Origin of the sequence: Enterobacter sp. 50588862, from assembly GCF_001462935.1 — a bacterium.
GTDB classification, from domain to species: Bacteria; Pseudomonadota; Gammaproteobacteria; order Enterobacterales; family Enterobacteriaceae; genus Enterobacter; species Enterobacter bugandensis.
Window position 1 is genome coordinate 377,131 of sequence record NZ_LNHM01000021.1, and the last position, 14,346, is coordinate 391,476.

Annotated in this window: 15 protein-coding genes; 14 read left to right on the forward strand and 1 reads right to left on the reverse strand. The window is 62.1% G+C overall.

Features of this window, described 5'->3' with window-relative positions; genetic code table 11:
• Position 1: 1 nt before the first annotated feature.
• On the reverse strand, positions 2 to 1,213 hold the full coding sequence (locus APT89_RS09675) for an MFS transporter (RefSeq protein WP_060572197.1): 1,212 nt from the start codon (positions 1,211 to 1,213) through the stop codon (positions 2 to 4).
• A 414-nt stretch (positions 1,214 to 1,627) separates the two neighbouring features.
• On the opposite strand from APT89_RS09675, the gene APT89_RS09680 reads away from it, so the two are divergent.
• The 14 genes from APT89_RS09680 to APT89_RS09745 all read left to right on the forward strand — a co-directional run bounded on the left by APT89_RS09680 (position 1,628) and on the right by APT89_RS09745 (position 14,322).
• On the forward strand, positions 1,628 to 1,951 hold the full coding sequence (locus tag APT89_RS09680) for a Rieske (2Fe-2S) protein (protein ID WP_041908332.1): 324 nt from the start codon (positions 1,628 to 1,630) through the stop codon (positions 1,949 to 1,951).
• Positions 1,948 to 2,256, forward strand: a complete 309-nt coding sequence (locus APT89_RS09685) for a recombinase-like helix-turn-helix domain-containing protein (protein WP_028014353.1) — start codon at positions 1,948 to 1,950, stop codon at positions 2,254 to 2,256. The genes APT89_RS09680 and APT89_RS09685 overlap by 4 nt, the downstream gene beginning before the upstream one ends.
• Before the next feature lie 10 nt (positions 2,257 to 2,266).
• Positions 2,267 to 3,289, forward strand: a complete 1,023-nt coding sequence (locus APT89_RS09690) for an aromatic ring-hydroxylating oxygenase subunit alpha (protein ID WP_060572199.1) — start codon at positions 2,267 to 2,269, stop codon at positions 3,287 to 3,289.
• A complete protein-coding gene (locus tag APT89_RS09695; RefSeq protein WP_047364534.1) occupies positions 3,289 to 4,038 on the forward strand; it encodes an SDR family oxidoreductase in 750 nt (249 codons plus the stop codon). Before APT89_RS09690 ends, APT89_RS09695 begins: the two co-directional genes overlap by 1 nt.
• A 12-nt stretch (positions 4,039 to 4,050) precedes the next feature.
• Positions 4,051 to 4,839 (forward strand): IclR family transcriptional regulator, encoded by a 789-nt coding sequence (locus APT89_RS09700; RefSeq protein WP_028014350.1) that lies wholly within the window; start codon positions 4,051 to 4,053, stop codon positions 4,837 to 4,839.
• A gap of 78 nt (positions 4,840 to 4,917) precedes the next feature.
• Positions 4,918 to 5,844: a VOC family protein gene (locus APT89_RS09705; RefSeq protein ID WP_060572201.1), complete on the forward strand. Its 927-nt coding sequence runs from the start codon at positions 4,918 to 4,920 to the stop codon at positions 5,842 to 5,844.
• On the forward strand, positions 5,841 to 7,028 hold the full coding sequence (locus tag APT89_RS09710; protein ID WP_045629993.1) for an NAD(P)/FAD-dependent oxidoreductase: 1,188 nt from the start codon (positions 5,841 to 5,843) through the stop codon (positions 7,026 to 7,028). Before APT89_RS09705 ends, APT89_RS09710 begins: the two co-directional genes overlap by 4 nt.
• A gap of 25 nt (positions 7,029 to 7,053) precedes the next feature.
• Positions 7,054 to 8,310, forward strand: coding sequence for an MFS transporter (locus APT89_RS09715; RefSeq protein ID WP_059355445.1), 1,257 nt, complete (start codon positions 7,054 to 7,056; stop codon positions 8,308 to 8,310).
• Positions 8,311 to 8,320: 10 nt separating this feature from the next.
• Positions 8,321 to 8,851 (forward strand): cupin domain-containing protein, encoded by a 531-nt coding sequence (locus APT89_RS09720; protein ID WP_017382915.1) that lies wholly within the window; start codon positions 8,321 to 8,323, stop codon positions 8,849 to 8,851.
• Between the two features lie 9 nt (positions 8,852 to 8,860).
• The gene (locus APT89_RS09725) at positions 8,861 to 9,631 is read left to right on the forward strand and encodes an alpha/beta fold hydrolase (RefSeq protein ID WP_041908338.1); all 771 of its coding nucleotides are present in this window, start codon (positions 8,861 to 8,863) and stop codon (positions 9,629 to 9,631) included.
• Positions 9,615 to 10,409 (forward strand): SDR family oxidoreductase, encoded by a 795-nt coding sequence (locus APT89_RS09730; RefSeq protein WP_060572204.1) that lies wholly within the window; start codon positions 9,615 to 9,617, stop codon positions 10,407 to 10,409. Before APT89_RS09725 ends, APT89_RS09730 begins: the two co-directional genes overlap by 17 nt.
• Positions 10,410 to 10,418: 9 nt before the next feature.
• A complete protein-coding gene (locus APT89_RS09735; protein WP_041908340.1) occupies positions 10,419 to 11,189 on the forward strand; it encodes an aspartate dehydrogenase in 771 nt (256 codons plus the stop codon).
• Positions 11,190 to 11,198: 9 nt separating this feature from the next.
• On the forward strand, positions 11,199 to 12,668 hold the full coding sequence (locus APT89_RS09740; RefSeq protein ID WP_045629989.1) for an aldehyde dehydrogenase: 1,470 nt from the start codon (positions 11,199 to 11,201) through the stop codon (positions 12,666 to 12,668).
• 13 nt (positions 12,669 to 12,681) lie between these two features.
• Positions 12,682 to 14,322 carry a thiamine pyrophosphate-binding protein gene (locus APT89_RS09745; RefSeq protein ID WP_060572206.1) on the forward strand — a complete coding sequence of 547 codons (1,641 nt, stop codon included), beginning with the start codon at positions 12,682 to 12,684 and terminating at the stop codon, positions 14,320 to 14,322.
• Positions 14,323 to 14,346 lie beyond the last annotated feature (24 nt).

The following is a 14,346-nucleotide window of genomic DNA, read 5'->3' on the forward strand; positions in this document are numbered from 1 at the left end:
CTTACGCGCTGATTGCTGCTGCGCGACGCATGTGCAGCAGCAACATTCCCCCGGCAAGCAGGGTGATTGCCTGCGAGACGACCAGCACCGAAAAGCCTGAGCTAACCGACCCCACCGACCTCATTACCATCCCCATCAGCAGCGGAATAAACGCCGCGCAGATATTGCCGATCCCGTTGATAATGCCGTAAGCGCTGCCCACCGCTTCCCGCGCGGCGTGATGCTGGATCACCGCCGGAATAGCCGCCCCCTGTAGCCCCCAGAAGATATTCGCCGAGAGCATAAACAGCGCCAGCCAGGCAGGCTGATGGCTGAGCATCAGCGCGATCACGGACAGCGCCGTCAGCGCGCCGCCCACCACAAACAGCATTGGCGCCTGTTCCGGACGCATTTTGTCGAGCAGCACCCCACCGAGGAACTTCGAGCCCAGACTCAGCAGGAAGGGAATGGCCGCAAGCATGCCCGTGGCGTGCAGCGAGAAATGATGCTCGTCGCGCAGCCACGCGGGCAGCCAGGCGCTGCTCCCCCAGAGATAGCTCAGGGTGGCAATCTCCACCAGCAGGATCCACCCGAGCAGCGGCGTTTGCCAGGCCAGCGAAAACGTCTCTGTAAAGCCCGGTTTTTTCATCTTCACCGTACTCCGCGGCGCGGGCAGGAAGCGCCAGACAAGGCCGCCGCCCAGCACCAGATTCAGTGCCGCCAGGGCATAAAACGATCCGGCCCAGCCGAGATGCGCCATCAGCCACGTTACCAGCGGAAAGCCCACGGCCAGCCCGAGCGAGACGCCCAGCGCGGTCACGGCGTTGGGTTTGCCGATCTCCTGCGCGCTAAAATGATCGCTGATGAAGCGCGTTTTCAGCGAAAAGAGCGGCCCCTCAGCGATCCCCAGGATCGTGCGCGCGACGAGCATGCCCATCAGCGATCCGAGCAGCGGTGAAATGGCGCATACCGCTGCCCACATCGCTATGCTGCTCAATAATCCATGTCGATAATGGAGTTTGCTTTCAATAACCGGAGTTAATAATAAAGCTGAAAATCCATAACCCAGCAGAAAACAGGTCATAAGCATTCCCTGTAACATTCTGTTTTCATTTAACTGAAAATGCTGAGCAAATTCCGGGTTTAAAATCATGACAGAAATATTCACCCGGTCAACGTAGGAAATAATAATCAGTAATAACAATGCCACTGTGCCTTGCCATCTTGCCGTCATAACGCCTGCCTTATGTTTTTGCTTATTTCTATTTTTATGCGCGTGATTATCACGTGGGTAAAATGGTTCACCTGTGAAACTCATTGTTTATTAAGGTAAAAATAAAATTAAGTTTCACAGGTGAAACACCCTGTTTTTCACTTATTTTATTTTTAAGGAACAAAAAGAAAAGAAGTCAATCACTGTTTATTAAAATTTAAGGCCATCGATAAATCGTATTCTTTCACACCGAAATAATGAAAATTTCATATCGCTGCATTTTTTCGTGATCCTTTGCACACTTAGTTAATTAATTACCGTTTGATTAACAAATTCGTCACATTGCGGCTTGACGAAACATTCATCGCTTTTATATTGACCGTATTAAATAAGAAACAGAGTTTCATATATGAAACAAAAGCCTGGAGGATCGTGATGAGCTGGATAGGCGTATGTGACGCAGAACAAGTACAGGAAGATTTCCCTTTTAGCGGCAACGTCGACGGTAAAGAGATCGGCGTGTATTTGATTGACGGTGAATATTACGCGCTGGAAGACGTATGCCCCCACGCCTATGCCCTGCTGAGCCAGGGCTTCGTTGAGGACGGCAAGGTGGAATGCCCGCTGCACGAGGCGGTCTTCGACGTCAAAACCGGCCAGTGCCTGCACGGCCCCGGCGGACGCAACCTTAACCGCTACCCGGTTCGGATTTTTGAAAACCAGATTCAGATTACCTTCGTCGAGGAGACCGTGGCATGAGCGACACCCTGAACTACAACCCGGCGCTGCCGGAAAGCCGTCAGTTTGCCCCCCCGGCTGAGGGCGGTAACGGTGCGATCCATAAGCCGGGTGATTACCAGAACCTTATCTGGCAGACCCGCAGCCGAGAGCCGGAAAGCTGGGAAGTGAACCTCATCGCCACGCTGGAAGATCTCTTCGAGCAGGGGGTTGAAACCTTACCGGAGCTGGTGAACGGGCTGAACGCGGTGCGCATGCACGATCAGCAGGGCGAGCCGTGGAGCGAGGCCAGCTTCCAGGCATTCTTACAGGTTAACGGCTACTGAGGGCAACGCGATGACGACGACCGTACAACACTACCTCGATAAAGGTCTGCGCGGCCTCTGGTATCCGGTGCTGGCTAGCTGGGAGGTGCAGTCTGCACCGGTGGGCATTACCCGCCTGGGCGAACAGATTGTGGTCTGGCGCAACAAAGACGGCCAGGTGCAGGCGCTGGAGGACCGCTGTCCGCACCGCGGCGCACGCCTGTCGATGGGCTGGAACCTTGGCGACCGCATTGCCTGCTGGTATCACGGCGTGGAGGTCGCGGGCAACGGCGAGGTGAAAGACGTGCCCGCCGTGGACAAATGTCCGCTGGTCGGCCAGCAGTGCGTGCGCAGCTACAACGTGCAGGAGGCGCACGGCGCAATCTTCCTGTGGTTTGGCGTCACCGCGGACCAGCAGCCGGACGAGCTGACCTTCCCGGACGAGCTCGCCGATACGGACAGCTTCAGCAACTTCCTCTGCACCGCCGCGTGGAAATGCAATTACCAGTACGCGCTGGAAAACGTGATGGATCCGATGCACGGCACCTATCTGCACTCCTCGTCGCACTCAATGGCGGAAGGGGATCGCAAGGCCGACATGGTGCTCCAGCCGACAAAAACCGGCTTTATCTTCGAGAAGAAAGGGCAGAGCGGCGTCAACTTTGACTGGGTGGAGCTGGGCAACAGCGGCACCTGCTGGATGCGCCTCTCCATTCCGTACAAGAAGCGCTTCGGGCCGGGCGGCCACTTCTTTATCGTCGGCATGGTGGTGCCGGAAGATAACAACAACTGCCGCGTCTTCTTCTGGCGCATTCGCCGGGTGCAGGGCTGGCAGCGCGACATGTGGCGCTTCATGTACCGCAACCGTCTGGAAAAACTGCACTGGGAAGTGCTGGAGCAGGACCGCGTGGTGCTGGAAAGCCTGGCGCCAAACGCCCGCGACCATGAATACCTGTATCAGCACGACGTCGGCCTCTCGCGCCTGCGCCGCATGATGCAAAAGGCCGCCAAAGAGCAGCTGGCGATGCGCGAAGAACAGCAGGGAGCCGCCTGATGAACGAGCTGCTGAGCGGCAAACGCATCGTCATAACCGGCGCCGCGCGCGGGCTGGGCTTTCACTTTGCCAAAGCCTGCGCGGAGCAGGGCGCAGCGGTGGTGATGTGCGACATCCTCAAGGGCGAGCTGGCCGAGAGCGCCCACGCCCTGAGCGAGCGGGGCTATGCGATCGAACCGCACGTTATCGATCTGGCCGATCCACAGTCCATTGAGCAGGTGTTCAGCGCGATTGGCGAGCAGGGTCAGATTGATGGCCTGGTGAACAACGCGGCGATGGCGACGGGCGTCGGCGGCAAAAATATGCTCGATTACGATCCTGATCTCTGGGATCGGGTGATGAGCGTTAACGTCAAAGGCACCTGGCTGGTGACGCGCGCTGCGGTGCCGCTGCTGCGCGAGGGCGCGGGTATCGTGAACGTTGCGTCCGACACCGCTCTGTGGGGCGCGCCGCGCCTGATGGCCTACGTCGCCAGTAAGGGCGCCGTGATTGCCATGACCCGCTCAATGGCGCGCGAACTGGGTGAAAAGCGTATACGCATTAATGCCATCGCGCCGGGGTTAACCCGCGTCGAGGCGACCGAATATGTTCCGGCCGAGCGCCATCAGCTCTACGAGAATGGCCGCGCGTTAACCGGCGCGCAGCAGCCGGAAGACGTCACCGGCAGCGTGGTCTGGCTGTTAAGCGATCTGTCGCGGTTTATCACCGGGCAGCTGATCCCGGTCAACGGCGGTTTTGTCTTTAACTAAGGTGTAGCGATTATGGCAAACGATCAGGAAGTGAAGTATCTGGTGCCGGGGCTGGAGCGCGGTTTACAGCTGCTGTTGGCCTTTGGCGAGCAGCATCGCGATCTGACCTTTGCCGAGCTGCACCGGCTGGTGGATATGCCGAAGGCGACCGCCTATCGCGTGGTGCAGACGCTGGAGTACATGGGCTTTCTGGAGCGCAACGCGCGTACCAATACTTTTTCGCTGGGCATGAACGTGCTGCGTCTCGGCTTTGAGTACATCGCCTCGCTGGACGTGGCGCAGGTCGGCCAGCCGGTGATCGAGCAGCTGCGCGACGTGAGCCAGTGCAGCAGCCATCTGGCGATCCGCGACGGGCGCGACATTATCTACATCGCCCGCGTCAGCGCCGCCGGGTCGCGCATCAATCAGGTCAGCATTGGCACCCGCCTGCCGGTGCACTGCACCTCGCTGGGCCGCATGTTGCTGACCGATATTTCCCGCGCCGATTTTGAACAGTTGTTCCCGCACGAGCGCCTGCCGGGCAACACGCCGGGGCAGCTTCACGACCGCGAAGCCCTGTGGCAGATGGTGCAGCAGGACAAAGCCCGCGGGTTTGTCATCGGCGAATCCTTCTTCCGCCACGGCATCTCCTCCATCGTCTATCCGGTGTATGACCGAAGCGGACGCGTGGCGGCGGTGGTCAGCATTCTGGTGCCGTCGGAAGAGATCCCGCAGACCGACCGCGAGCGGCTGCAAAACGAGGTTCGCCTCGCGGCGGATAAAATTTCTGGCTTCTTAGGCTATTTGTCACAGGCCAGCTAAATCAGTGAGTTAACGTCAGGCGCTTGACTGCGTCGGGCATGTTTTACGCCCAATTTGGGCCAGATGAGGCAACGAACGATGAGTGTAACCGGAATTGAAAAGCTGGAATTTGGCGTGGAAGACCTGACGCACTGCGCCAAATTTATGCGTGATTTTGGCCTGACGGGCGATGCCAGCGGCCAGCGTTTTACCACCCTGAGCGGCGCGCGCGTGGAGCTGAACCCCATCGACAGTCCCGACCTGCCGCCGGCGTTTGAAGCGGGCAACACCCTGCGCCGCATGACCTGGGCGGTTGCCGCACAGTCCGATCTCGACGCGCTGCGCCCGAAGCTGGCGCAGCAGCCCGGTTTTCGCGAAGTGGGCGACGCGCTGGAATGCCTCGATCCGAACGGCATGACCCTGCGCGTGCAGGTCAGCCAGCAGACCGACGTGGAGCTGAACGTTGAGCCGATCAACCAGTGGGGCGATGCCCGCCGTATCGACACGCCGAGCCCGGTTTATGAGCGTGCCCAGCCGATCAACGTCGGGCACGTGGTGTTCTTTGTAGAAGAGCTGGCGGCGGTGGAGAAATTCTACCGCGAGGTGCTCGGCTTCCAGGTTTCGGACCGCTACATCAACCGCGCCGTGTTCCTGCGCTGCGGGGCGCGCGGCGGACATCACAACCTGTTCCTGCTGCAACTGCCGAACCGCAAGCGCGGCCTCAACCACGTGGCCTTCACCGTGCGCGACATCCACGAGGTGATCGGCGGCGGTATCGCGATGAATAAAAATGAATGGAGCACCTTTATCGGGCCGGGCCGCCATCCGGTATCGTCGGCCTATTTCTGGTACGTCAATAGCCCGACCGGCGGCGCGTTTGAGTATTACACCAACGACGACTATCTGACGGAAAACTGGCAGCCGCGCGAGCTGGAGCACTCCCTGGTCTCCTTTACCGAATGGGCGGTGGAGGGGGGGATTGACCACGACACCCGCCGTCAGCAGAAAAAGCCGGAGGCGGTATGACGTCGCGCATTGTCATTATCGGCGGCGGTCAGGCGGGCGGCTGGGCGGCGAAAACCCTGCGCGACGAGGGCTTCGACGGCGAGATCTGCGTGGTGGCGGAAGAGGAGTGGGATTTCTACGAACGTCCGCCGCTGTCGAAAGCGTCTCTGCTGGAGCCGGACGCGGCGCTCCCGCGGCTGTTTAGCGAAGAAGCACAGCAGGCGCTGAACCTGACCTGGTACCGCCCGCTGCGTGCTGAATCAGTCGATCGTGAAGCGAAAACCGTGCGTTTAAGCAACGGCGAACGCCTTAGTTACAACATTCTTCTAATGGCCACCGGCGGGAGGGCGCGCCTGCCTTCACCGGCGTGGGCGGCGCATCCGCAGGTCTACACTCTGCGCCACTGGCAGGATGCGCAGCGCCTGAAGGCGCGTCTGGCGGAAAGTAAAAAACTGGCGATTGTCGGCGGCGGCTGGATCGGTCTTGAGATTGCCGCTTCCGCGCGCAAAAGCGGCGTAGCGGTCACGCTGTTCGAGCAGCAGCCCGCGCTGTGCATGCGCTCGGTGAGCGGCGAGGTGTCGCAGCGCTTAGAGGCCATCCACTGCGAGCAGGGGGTGGAAATCCGTACCGGCTGCGGCGCGCTGGAGCTGGAGGACGATAACGGCCTGCCGGTCATCCACTGCGACGGTCAGCGTGAAACCTTTGATGCGGTGGTGGTGGGGATCGGCGTCGATCTCAATCTGGAACTGGCGCGCGATGCGGGACTTCGCACCGAGCGGGGGATCGTGGTGGATGCCCAGGGGCGGACGTCGGATCCGTTCATCTTCGCCGCCGGCGACGTGGCGCAGCACCATCACTACGGCCTGTGCATTCAGTCCTGGGCCTTCGCCCAGAACCAGGCGGTGGCGACGGCGAAAGCCATGCTTAACACCGATGCGCCAGGCTACGACGACGCACCGTGGCTGTGGTCGGATCAATACCAGCACAACATCCAGATCCTCGGCATTCCGCAGCCGGGCAGCCGAACGATAGTGCGTGAAGAGGCGCTGTACTTCTCGCTGGACGACAACGGTCGGCTAACGCAGCTGGTGGCGTTCAACGATGCGCGCACCGTCAAGCTGGCGAAACGCTGGATGGCGGCGGGGCGGGACCTGTCGGACGTACCGCTCGCCGACCCGGCTTTTTCACTGATGTCATTGCGATAGCTAACCCGCACCCGTAGGGGGAGATATGACCACATTAGAGACCAACACCGCGCCCGTTGAGGCGAGCGGTGAGGGAACCCGCACGCCTGAAAAAGCGGTGCGCTGGGCCATCCCGCTGTCGCTGCTGGCCTGCGTGCTGCTGGCCTTTTTCGACAAAATCAGCATCGCGGCGCTCTTTTCCGACACCCATTTCCAGCAGGCCATGGGCATCGATTTTGACACCACGCGCCTCGGCATTCTGATGAGCGCCTTCCTGCTGAGCTACGGCTTTTCGTCGGTATTTTTGAGCGGTTTAGGCGACAAAATCGCGCCGCTGCGCCTGCTCACCGGGATGATGGCGATCTGGTGCGTGCTGATGGTGGCGATGGGTTTTACCCATAACTACACGCTGATGATCGTCCTGCGCATCCTGCTGGGCGTGGCGGAAGGGCCGCTGTTCCCGCTGGCTTTCGCCATCGTGCGCCACAACTTCCCGCAGCATTTACAGGCGCGCGCCACCATGCTGTGGCTGCTGGGCACGCCGGTAGGGGCGGCGATTGGCTTCCCGCTCTCCCTCTGGCTCCTGAACACCTTCGGCTGGCAGAGCACCTTCTTTGTCATGGCAATGCTGACCGTGCCGGTGCTTATCTTTGTGCGCATCGGCCTGCGCGGGATCCGTCTGGAAGCAAAACCCGGCACCTCGCAGGCGTCTCAGGACGAGCGGCGCGCGGCGCGGCGCGAGCTGTTTGTCAGTCCGCACTTCTGGATCATCTGCATCTTTAACATCGCGTTCCTGACCTACCTGTGGGGCATCAACGGCTGGCTGCCTGGCTACTTAATTAAGGGCAAAGGCATCCACCTGGAGCACGCGGGCTGGCTGTCGTCGATGCCGTTCATCGCCATGCTGGCGGGAGAGGTGATTGGCGCGTGGCTCTCTGACCGGGTCGATAAGCGCGCGGCGGCCTGCTTTATCTCGATGGCAGGGGCAGCCGTCGGGCTGGCGGCGGTGATGCACCTTGATACCCCGCTTGCCATCATCGCGGCGATGAGCTTCAGCACCTTTATGTGGGGCACCGGCGCCCCCAACATTTTCGCCCTGCTGGCGAAGGCCACCCATCCCCGGGTGAGCGCCACGGCGGGCGGCATCTTCAACGGGCTGGGAAACTTTGCGGGCGCGCTGTCGCCGGCGGTGATGGGCGCGCTTATTGCCTTCACCCACAGCATGGATTCCGGGCTGATTTTTCTGGCGGTGATGGCGGCGGTGGGCTGCGTCCTGTTACTGCCGCTGCTGAGACGTTACTGAGGAGAGTGTCATGACTGATTCAACCGTAACCAACAAAACAGGCATCAAACCTGACCACCTGACGATGGAAGAGTGGGTCGAGTCGCGCATCGCGCGCTTCGAAGGCCGCAAGTACGACTGGAACGCGCTGAAGTTCCAGGCCGATTTTGACCCGAAATACCGCCGGGCGCAGATGCGCTACATCGGCACCGGGGCAACCGGCGTGGCGAACGACACCAATACCGTGCAGGCGGACCATTTTACCTTCTCCACCATGGTGCTGCCGTCGAAGTGCGAAGGGCCGCTGCACCTGCACGACGACGTGGAGGAGGTGTTCTTCATGCTCAAAGGGCAGATCACGCTGATGATCCAGGACGGCGACAACTACACCGAAACCGTGCTGCGAGAGCGAGACCTGATCTCCGTCCCGCCGGGCATCTATCGCGGCCTGTTTAACCACGGGGAAGAAGAGGCGCTGATGTGCGTCATGCTGGGAACCAATAAGCCGGAAATCCCGACCTATCCCTCCGATCATCCGCTCTCAAAAGTGAAGCGGAACTAAGGGGGCGACATGACGGGTTTTCGTGAACAGGGAAGCGGCATCCCGCTGATGCTGCTGCACGGGATCAGCTCTGGCGCTGCGTCCTGGCATAAGCAGATGACGCTGAACGGTTTTCGCGTGCTGGCGTGGGACATGCCCGGTTACGGCGAAAGCCCAATGCTGGCGGTTGAGCGGGCGAACGCCGGAGATTACGCCGACGCGCTGGCGGCGATGCTCGACCGCGCAGGCGTCTGGCAGGCGGTACTGGTGGGCCATTCCCTGGGGGCGCTGGTGGCCAGCGCGTTTGCGGCGAAGTTCCCTGAACGCGTTATTCATCTGGTGCTGGCGGACGCCGCGCAGGGCTACGGTAATGCCGCGCCGGCGCAGCGAGAGCAGGTCTGGCGTAATCGCGAGCAGCAGATGGCGCTCGGTGGCGACATTCTCGCGCAGACCCGCGCCGCGAAGCTGCTGCGCCCCGGCGCGCGCCCGGACGATATCGCCACCGTCGCGGCGGGCATGCGCAGGCTGCGCCCCGAAGGCTACCTCGCTGCCGCGTGGATGCTGGCGCATGACGACATTCACGGCTGGCTTAAGCGTTACGCCGGTCAATTTGAAGTCTGGTGCGGCGAGCAGGACGCGATCACGCAGCCCGAGCTGGTACAGGGGCTGGCGCTGCGCTACGGCATGCCGTTTACCGCGATTCCGCAGGCCGGACACGCGAGCTATCTCGATAACGACGCGTTTTTTAATCAACAGCTTTTACGCATTAACGAAGAGGTGCGCGATGAATGCACACATTGACGGCCGCGTAGCGGTCGTTACCGGCGGTTCGTCCGGCATTGGCTTTGAAACGCTGCGCCTGCTGCTGGGCGAAGGGGCGAAAGTCGCCTTCTGTGGGCGCGACCCGGACCGGCTCGCCAGCGCCCATGCGACGCTGCAAAACGACTATCCCGACGGGGAGATTTTCTCATATCGCTGCGACGTGCTGAACGCCGACGAAGTACAGGCCTTCGCGGATGCGGTGCAGGCGCGCTTTGGCGCGGCGGATATGCTGATCAACAACGCCGGTCAGGGCTACGTGGCGCACTTCCATGACACGCCGCGCGAGGCGTGGCTGCACGAAGCCGAACTCAAACTGTTTGGCGTCATTAACCCGGTGCAGGCGTTTCAGCCCCTGCTGGAACGGTCCGACATCGCCTCCATCACCTGCGTGAACTCCCTGCTGGCGCTTCAGCCGGAAGAGCACATGATCGCCACGTCGGCAGCCCGCGCCGCGCTGCTGAACATGACGCTGACGCTCTCGAAAGAGCTGGTAGGCAAAGGGATTCGCGTCAATTCCATACTGCTTGGCATGGTCGAGTCCGGCCAGTGGCAGCGCCGCTTCGAAAGCCGGGCGGACAAAAGCCAGAGCTGGCCGGAGTGGACGGCGGAGATCGCGCGCAAGCGCGGCATCCCGATGGCGCGTCTCGGCAAGCCGCAGGAGCCCGCGCAGGCGCTGCTGTTCCTCGCCTCGCCGCTGTCCTCGTTTACCACCGGCGCGGCGCTGGACGTTTCCGGCGGCTTTTGCCGCCATCTGTAAGGACGCATCATGAAAAAGGTAATGTTAATTGGTTATGGCGCCATGGCGCAGGCGGTGATTGAGCGTCTGCCCGCCGGCGTGGCTATCGGCTGGATCGTGGCGCGCGCGTCTCACCATGCCGCCATTCGCGACCAGTTTGGCGATGCGGTCGAGGCGCTGACCTCGCCGATGGCGTGCGCACAAACGCCCGATCTGGTGCTGGAGTGCGCCAGCCAGCAGGCGGTTGCGCAGTACGGCGAAGCGATTCTGCGCCGCGGCTGGCATCTGGCGGTTATTTCCACCGGCGCGCTGGCGGACAGCGCGCTGGAGCAGCGCCTGCTCGCGGCGGGCGGAAAGCTGACGCTGCTTTCCGGGGCGGTCGCCGGCATCGACGGGCTGGCGGCGGCGAAGGAGGGCGGGCTTGAGCGCGTCACCTATCAGTCACGCAAAAGCCCGGCCAGCTGGCGCGGCAGCTACGCCGAGCAGCTTATCGACCTTAACGCAGTGTCAGAAGCGAAAGTCTTCTTCGAAGGCAGCGCCCGCGAGGCGGCGCGCCTGTTCCCGGCGAACGCCAACGTGGCGGCGACCGTGGCGCTCGGCGGCGTCGGGATGGATGAAACCCGCGTGCAGCTGATGGTTGACCCGGCAACGAAACGTAACACCCACACGCTGCACGTAGAAGGGCTGTTTGGCGAATTCCATCTGGAGCTGAGCGGGCTGCCGCTGGCGTCTAACCCTAAAACCTCCACCCTGGCGGCACTCAGCGCGGTGCGCGCCTGCCGCGAGCTGGCCCTGAGCTAAGGAGTGACGATGGACGATCTGAATATTTTTATCGGCGGCCAGTGGCGACGCGGCGGTGGCAACCCGATGCAGAGCCACTTCCCGGCTGACGGGTCGATCAATGCGACGCTGAACGCGGCAAACCTTGACGATCTGCACGACGCGATCGAGGCCGGCGAGCGCGCGTGGCGCGATCCCGCCTGGCGCAACAGCCTGCCGCACATGCGGGCGAAGATCCTGCACAAGGTGGCGGATCTGATTGAGTCCCGCGCTGACGAGCTGGCGCAGATGCAGAGCCGGGATAACGGCAAGCCGCTGGCGGAGGCGCGCGGGCTGGTGATGAGCGCGGCGGGAACGGCCCGCTACTTCGCCGCCGCCTGCGAGCTGCTGGAAGGGGAGCTGCCCACGCCGCGCCAGCCGGATCTGCTGACGCTAAGCCGCTATGAGCCGCTCGGCGTGGTGGCGGCCATCACGCCGTGGAACTCGCCCATTGCCAGCGAGATGCAGAAGGTCGCCCCGGCCATCGCCGCCGGGAACGCGGTGATCCTCAAGCCTGCCGAAGCCACGCCGCTGATGGCGCTTGAGCTGGCGCGCATTTTTGAACAGGCCGGGCTGCCAGCCGGGCTGCTGAGCGTCCTGCCGGGCAAAGGCTCGGTGATTGGCGACGCGCTGGCGCGCCATCCCCGCGTGCGAAAAATTTCCTTTACCGGCGGCACCGCCACGGGCCGCCATCTGGCGCACGTGGCCGCGGAAAAGCTTATTCCGGCGTCGCTGGAGCTGGGTGGTAAATCCCCGACCATTGTGCTGGAGGATGCCGACGTTGAGCAGGCCGCGCGCGGGATCTGCTACGGCATTTTCAGCTCAGCAGGGCAGGCGTGCATCGCCGGGTCCCGGCTGTTTATCCACGAAAGCCTGTACGCGCCGCTGATGGCGCGGCTGCTGGAATTAACTCGCGGGCTGCGCGTTGGGCACCCCTTCACCGACGGCGTTCACGTTGGGCCGCTGATCAATGAGAAACATCGCCAGAGCGTGCAGGAATACGTCGAGCTGGCGAAGCGCGAGGGGGGCCGGGTGCTGTGCGGCGGGGAGATCCCGGCAGATCCGGCGCTCGCAAACGGCAGCTTCTTCCAGCCGACCATTATCGAAGGGCTGACGAACGGCGCCCGCGCCTGCCAGGAGGAGATCTTCGGCCCGGTGCTGGTGGCGATGCCGTTTCGCGATGAAGCGGCGTTGATCCGCGAGGCGAACGACTCGGTTTACGGCCTGGCGGCAGGGATCTGGACCCGCGATACCGGGCGGGCGCTGCGCCTGAGCGAGCAGCTGGAGGCCGGTACGGTGTGGATCAACACCTACAAAGTTTTTGCGATTTCGACCCCGTTCGGGGGCTTTAAAGAGAGCGGTCTGGGCCGCGAAAAGGGCATTCAGGGGCTGAAAGCCTGGATGCAGCAAAAGAGCATTTATCTGGCGACGGGTAACAGCGTCAACCACTGGTGCGACTGAGAAAGGGTGAGCAATGAGCGAAATGATAACCGTCGGCGACGCCATCGCCAGAACGCTGGAGCAGTATCAGGTTGAGGCCATCTACGGCGTCATCTCCATTCACAACCTGCCGATCGCGGACGCGGTAGGGCAGCGGGGCAAAATCCGCTTCGTGCCCGCGCGCGGCGAGGCGGGTTCCGTCACCATGGCCGACGCCCACGGGCGGTTTTCCGGCCTCGGCGTGGCGCTGACCAGCACCGGCGCGGGGGCGGGGAACGCGGTAGGCGCGCTGGTGGAGGCGATGAACGCCTGCACGCCGCTGCTGCATTTAACCGGACAGGTTGAGAAGGCCTGGCTGGACGCCGACACCGGGTTTATCCACGAGACCCGCGACCAGCTGACCTTCCTGAAGGCCAGTTCAAAACGGGCGTACCGCATCAGCAATGCCAGCCAGGCGATAGCCATCCTGCATAAAGCCATTCAGGAGGCGCAGACGCCGCCGTGCGGGCCGGTCTCTGTGGAAATTCCGATTGATATTCAGGGGGCTAAAATTCCTCTGTCTCTGGTGACCGCACCGGTGAAACCGGCTTCGGTTGCAGCCGTGGATCCCGCGATGGTGGATGCTTTATGGGCGCAGCTCAGGCAGGCTAAACAGCCGCTGCTGTGGCTGGGCGGCGGGGCGCTGGGAAGCGCTGACGCGGTGAAAAAGCTGGCGGATGCGGGCGTGACGGTGATCTCCAGCACCCACGCACGCGGCGTGCTGCCGGACGGCCATCGTGCCAGCCTGCGCGCGTTCCACAACTCGCCGTCGGTTGAGGCGCTGATTGAGCAGTGTGATTTTACGCTGGTGGCCGGTTCTCGCCTGCGCAGTAACGAAACCCGCTCCTGGACGCTGGAGTTGCCGTCTCCGCGGGTGCAGATAGATATCGACCCGGCGGCGGCGAGCCGTAACTACCTGATGGATAATACGCTGATAGCCGACTGTTCAGCGCTGCTTGGCGCGCTGGCTGAAAAAGCGCAGGGCCGCGAGTGGGGCAACGCCCAGTGGGACGCGCAGGTGCAGCAGGCGGTATTGCAGGCTGAACAGGGCCTGCGCGAGCAGTGCGGCGCCTATGCGAAGCTCAACGACGCCATTGAAAAAGCCCTGCCGCAGGACGGCCTGCTGGTGCGCGATATCACCGTTTCCGGCAGCCTGTGGGGCAGTCGTCTGTTCCGCGCTAACGGTCCGCTGATGAACATTCACTCTCTTGCCGGGGCGATTGGCATGGGGCTGCCAATGGCGATTGGTACCGCGATTGCCAACCCACAGCGTAAGGTGGTGGGGCTGGTGGGCGACGGTGGCCTGAGCCTGAATTTAGGCGAGCTGGCGACGCTTGCGCAGGAGAAAGCTAACGTGACGCTGCTGATCATGAACGACGGGGGCTACGGCGTGATGCGCGGCATTCAGGATAAGTACTTCGGCGGGCGACAGTATTATAACGAACTGCATACGCCGGACTTTACCCTGCTGGCACAGGCAATTGGCCTGCAGGCGTGGAGCGTTGAGCGGGCAGAGGATTTTGAAGCCGTGATGACGGAAGCGCTGGCGATGCCGGGGCCGTCGGTAGTGGAAGTGCGGATGGGTCAGATTGGCGCGCTGAAGTTTGCCGGGCCGCCGCAGAAAACGCTTTACTAGCTGTTTCCCCTCTCCCACGGGGAG

Coding starts and splice junctions, on each gene's coding strand:
- APT89_RS09675 (WP_060572197.1), bottom strand. CDS start 1,213: ATGACGGCAAGATGGCAAGGCACAGTGGCATTGTTATTACTGATTATT.
- APT89_RS09680 (WP_041908332.1), top strand. CDS start 1,628: ATGAGCTGGATAGGCGTATGTGACGCAGAACAAGTACAGGAAGATTTC.
- APT89_RS09685 (WP_028014353.1), top strand. CDS start 1,948: ATGAGCGACACCCTGAACTACAACCCGGCGCTGCCGGAAAGCCGTCAG.
- APT89_RS09690 (WP_060572199.1), top strand. CDS start 2,267: ATGACGACGACCGTACAACACTACCTCGATAAAGGTCTGCGCGGCCTC.
- APT89_RS09695 (WP_047364534.1), top strand. CDS start 3,289: ATGAACGAGCTGCTGAGCGGCAAACGCATCGTCATAACCGGCGCCGCG.
- APT89_RS09700 (WP_028014350.1), top strand. CDS start 4,051: ATGGCAAACGATCAGGAAGTGAAGTATCTGGTGCCGGGGCTGGAGCGC.
- APT89_RS09705 (WP_060572201.1), top strand. CDS start 4,918: ATGAGTGTAACCGGAATTGAAAAGCTGGAATTTGGCGTGGAAGACCTG.
- APT89_RS09710 (WP_045629993.1), top strand. CDS start 5,841: ATGACGTCGCGCATTGTCATTATCGGCGGCGGTCAGGCGGGCGGCTGG.
- APT89_RS09715 (WP_059355445.1), top strand. CDS start 7,054: ATGACCACATTAGAGACCAACACCGCGCCCGTTGAGGCGAGCGGTGAG.
- APT89_RS09720 (WP_017382915.1), top strand. CDS start 8,321: ATGACTGATTCAACCGTAACCAACAAAACAGGCATCAAACCTGACCAC.
- APT89_RS09725 (WP_041908338.1), top strand. CDS start 8,861: ATGACGGGTTTTCGTGAACAGGGAAGCGGCATCCCGCTGATGCTGCTG.
- APT89_RS09730 (WP_060572204.1), top strand. CDS start 9,615: ATGAATGCACACATTGACGGCCGCGTAGCGGTCGTTACCGGCGGTTCG.
- APT89_RS09735 (WP_041908340.1), top strand. CDS start 10,419: ATGAAAAAGGTAATGTTAATTGGTTATGGCGCCATGGCGCAGGCGGTG.
- APT89_RS09740 (WP_045629989.1), top strand. CDS start 11,199: ATGGACGATCTGAATATTTTTATCGGCGGCCAGTGGCGACGCGGCGGT.
- APT89_RS09745 (WP_060572206.1), top strand. CDS start 12,682: ATGAGCGAAATGATAACCGTCGGCGACGCCATCGCCAGAACGCTGGAG.